This is a genomic window from Bacillota bacterium, from assembly GCA_040754675.1.
GTDB lineage: Bacteria > Bacillota > Limnochordia > Limnochordales > Geochordaceae > Geochorda.
The window spans coordinates 1-4,548 of sequence record JBFMCJ010000334.1 but is presented as its reverse complement, the minus strand read 5'-3'; the positions used below and the strand labels follow the sequence as shown (position 1 = coordinate 4,548).

Here is a 4,548-nt window from a genome sequence, read left to right as displayed (position 1 = left end):
CTTCTCGAACTTGGTATCCTCTCCCTCCGTATGCACCCGCCGGGCGAGCTCGAGCAGCCCCTGCACCTCGTCGCATTCTGCCCGCAACTCTGTCAGAGTTGTGGCAGCCGTCGCACCCATGGCCTCCTCTTCGGCTATGTCCCGCTGCTCACGCTCCCCTTCCGCCGCTTCTTCGTCACCGGTCATGGCCTCAACGTCCAGCACCCTCCGGGTCTGCTGGTCCCTGCGCCATTGCTCCTCGGAGATCTGGAGAGATTCCAGCGCTTCCAGATCAGCACGCAGCCGTTCCAGCCGGCGCTCCAGCGAGCGCAGTAGCGCCCAGGTCGAACTGGCGGCTCGGCGCTGGAGGACGCTCATGGCGAGCTTTGCGGCGGACCGGTTGAGTCTGCGGGCGCGGTTATAACCGTTGCGGACGTATCCCGTCACACGCTCGTAGAGTTGCCGTTCCAGCGGGGCCAGGGAGTACAATACGGTACGGCTTTCCCTGGTAGGAAAGATGCGGGAACCATCAAACCGCACCATCTCTTCCTTGACCCGGCGCAGGAAGTACCGCTTCCGCGCGTCTGGATCCATCCTGGCGAGCGCGTCCGGCGAGCGCACCGCCTGAGGGTCGAGCAGCCGCCACAGGGCGAAGTACGGGAAAGGCTTTCCCATGTGAGGAGTGGCCGTCAACAGAAGGAGGTGCCGCGCGCGCCACCATATCCGCGGGCGGTCCCGGCTCTCCTGCAGCGGTGGTGCCCCCGCCAGCATCTCGGCCAGCTTATAACGATCCGTGGTCTCGTATGTACCGTCTGCATTTCGGTAGGCACTCAGCTTGTGGGCCTCGTCGAACACCACCAGGTCATAAGGCGGGGTGGCAGAATCCGCAAGCCGCTCAAGAGCCCGGCCTGAGGCAAGCGTATCTACGCTGACCACCACCAGGTCCCCCTCGGGAGACAAGAACGGGTTCTCGCCCCGGCAGTCCTGGCCCGACACTTCTCGAAACCGGAGGGCGAAGAGTTGCTGCATCTCGCGTTTCCAGTTCCCCACCAGGCCCGCTGGGGGTATAACGAGCACCCGGCGAATGAGGCGGCGGTTCAGCATCTCCCGTATGTACAACCCGGCCATGATGGTCTTGCCGGCACCCGCGTCGTCCGCCAGCAGGAACCGCAACCTGGGCTGGTCGAGCATGTGGTTGTAGACGGCAATGATCTGGTGCGGGACGGGGTCGATCAGCGATATCTCCGTACCGAAGGCACGGCTGAACAGGTGCCCGTAGCGCAGTCGCTCCCCCTCCACGAAGAGCCGCACGGTTTCGGCATCACCCGTGAAGTCCGGCCCCCCTGCATCCGCGCCGTGGCCATCCCGGCCCAGCGCGACCTGTTCCTGGCTTGTCGATACGGGTGCAGCCATAAGGGGTGCTGGCCCCTGGCTCGGGTGCCCGCCCCCGACTGCGGTAGAACCACTCTCCGCCATGGCCACCAGGGCAGCCAGAGCGCGCCGTGCCAGGCGGTTAGGCCTTGAATGCCCCATCTCCCAGCGGTTCACGGTAACGACAGTGACGCCCAGTTTTTCGGCCAGCGCCCCCTGCGTCAGCCCCAACCGGCTCCGCAACCGCCTGACCCATGCCGCCGCGTCGGCCGCCACCACTTTGATTCACCCGACCTGGTTACGTTTAACAAAGTATAACCCATTTACCGCCTGTTGTACAGCTTTCTGCGAGGCCCCCGGCAGCGGTGGTGGCCGCACCTTATTCAGGAACACAGGAAGGTCATGGCCTCCGACGTGCGGCAACACGCAGTGTCCGTCTTGCCGTAACCAGGAAGGAAGTGGCTGTCCAAATGCAGAAGCATCCGAATCGAAGCGTACATGCCGACAGCCGCAGACCACCGCGGGTTACGGAGGGAGACACCGTGCCAGAGGAAATTGGCCCCGAACCGAATCCCGAGGAAACCACACATCCCCTAATCAGGGAATTGGCCAATCGTCTAAGCAACCCTTTTCACCGGCGGATCGTCCTGGCCTACCGCGGACCACACCCGCTACAAAGCATGGAACACGAGTTGTCCGAGATCCTGCGCGAGGTGGTGAGCCGTGCGACTTCGGTACCTGAGGATAGCCGGTTTTCGGGGCTTTAACGTTGAAAGATACATAGCGCTCGACAACGGCTTGACCGTCATTTACGGCCCGAACAGCTACGGCAAGACGAGCATTTGCGAGGCGATCGAATGGCTCGTCTACGGTCATGTGTCCCGTGTGGAAGCTGCTCCTTCGAACGAGGAGTTCAGCGGCTGCTATCGCAACGTGCACCTGGCAGACAAGGATATTGCCTACGTCGAGGCGGGGATCATGGGAGCTGATGGCGAGATCACGTTGAGAGCGGAGCTGGACAGCCAGGGGAACTGCCGGCGGTTCGTGAACGGTAGCCCCGTGAACGAGTGGCCGTTTCCCATTCCTCCATCCCCCAGACCCTTCGTGTTTCAGCACGGTCTGAAGGATCTGATTCTCACTACGCCCGATCGTCGTTTCCAGCACTTTGCGGTCCTTCTCGGTCTTAGTGATCTTGAGCGGTTCCATCGGGACATCATAGCACTGTGCACGAAACCGCAAGCGAGTGTCCCTGCCGATCTTCAGGAAGTCATGGGTTTCGTGGATGAAATCCGCCGCAGGCTAAGGGGCACCAAGGAACTGCCCATCTTGGCGAACGCTTTCGAACGCGGACCAGCCAGCGTTGATGAAGTGATTGCCGCTGCCGCGGTGGAAGCCAAGAGGCGATTGGCCCCCGAGACCCCCGAGACAGCGGTGTATGAAAGCTTGAGGCAGTTGCGCGCTCAAATCGTCAGCAAGGTCTTCCCCGGCCGGATCACGCTGACGGGCTATTCGGAGCCGGAGCGGTCTCAACTCCGTGAACTCCACAACACCCTCCTCGATCTGACTAGCCACCAGCTTGTACGGGATGCTGCCGACTTCACGGCGCTGGCAACGGCGACAGAGATTCGCAAAAAGCTTCAATTCCTAAATTTAGGCATCAACCTCTGGCAGCAGTCCCCCGAGGTGTGCCCTTTCTGCGGGCAACAGATAACCGAAGATGCAAAGGCTGCCATCTTGAAGACGCGGGATGACATGGCATCGAGTAGCCGGGCAATCCAGCAATTGGAGGATAAGCGCCAGTACGTCCTCGGTCTGGTGAACCAAGTCGATCGTGTTCTGGAGGAAATCTCGCACTACCACCTCAGCAAGGCGGAACGCTTCATAACGGAACTCCGGCCTTCGCTGTCCGATCTGCAGGCGCTATTCACACCGGAGAACGTGGAGTGCTATGACAGCGCACGTCGCGCCCTCGAAGGTATAGGCTGCACCCTCCTGCGGTTGAAACAGGCGCGAAACGCAGTGAAAGATGCACTCTCAGCCGTCAGGGGCACCCTTGAGGAGTGTCGTGATGCAGCACCGCACCTTGTTCAGTTGGGGGAGATGGCAGGGTCGTACGTTACCGTCTCGAGTCAACTCACCGACGAGGTGGCCAAATGGGTACAGCCGATGGCATACGTCAGCGGCGCTTTGCAGCGCGTCCTTGATGAGCGGGCTGGAACGCAGGAGATCACCCTCCTCCTGGATATATTCCAGAACCGCACCCCGATTAGAGCTTCTCTAGAAATGAAGCGGGTGCTCGAAGAACTGAGCGAACTCAGGAAAACGGTTGACCAGTATGTCGCCCGAACCATCTGGGAACAACTGGAGCAAGGTCTAACGCAGGACGTCCTCGATTGGTATCAGAAGATCCGCACTCAAGGAGATCCTGACGTCCACTTTGACGGGTTCAACATAGATCGTACAAAGAAGGGCGACCTGAAGGCGCGAAAGCTGAAGATTCGTGCCAAGTCTTACGGAAAAGACCTAGTCAGTGCAGCGTCCTCTCTGAGCGAATCGAAGCTGAACGCGCTCGGCCTGTGCATAAGCATTGCCAGTAACCTGGCAAGCGACAACCCCTTCGGATTCCTGGTAATAGATGACCCGGTTCAATCGTGGGATGCAGATCATGAGGCGCAATTCGTCCAGGTGGTTAGGGCACTGGCCGAAAGGGGCAAACAAATCATTCTACTGTCACACAGTAGGGGTTGGCTCGATCAGGTCCGCATGGGCTGTCGCTCCCTAGGCGGACGAATGTACGAGATAGCCGGATATGCGGCTGAAGGTCCGATCATCCGGGAATGCGATTGGGCTCCGTACGAGGAAAGGCTACGCGAGGCAACCGCTATTGTCAACAACGCCGGCAGTAGCACGGTGCAACTGCAAATGGCGGAAGAAGAGTTGCGGCTCGCCGTTTGCCAGATAGCCTGCACCCTGTACCAGCAGGAAACCGGCAAAACGAAGAATCCCAATAACCTAAACTCAAAGAGGGTCCGGGAGATGCTGGCGTCTTGTGGGGTTCCCCTTGACTTGGTGGATCGCATTTGTCAGACCTTCGCCACTACCGACGACGCGCACCACACCCCCGCTCGATACACGCCCAACCGCGAGAGAATCCGGTGCTACATTGGCTGGGCTCACGATCTGGCCAAACTGATCAAG

The 4,548-nt window shown here is 60.2% G+C and carries 2 protein-coding genes; one reads left to right on the top strand and one right to left on the bottom strand.

Annotation, left to right across the window (positions count from 1 at the left end; all coding sequences use genetic code 11):
- Nucleotides 1-1,626, bottom strand: a 1,626-nt coding sequence (locus AB1609_16170) for an SNF2-related protein (GenBank protein ID MEW6047985.1), incomplete at its 3' end; no start/stop codon positions are given.
- A gap of 447 nt (nucleotides 1,627-2,073) precedes the next feature.
- Between AB1609_16170 and AB1609_16165 the strand changes: the two genes are divergently transcribed.
- A partial coding sequence (locus AB1609_16165) for an AAA family ATPase (GenBank protein MEW6047984.1) occupies nucleotides 2,074-4,548 on the top strand: 2,475 nt, incomplete at its 3' end.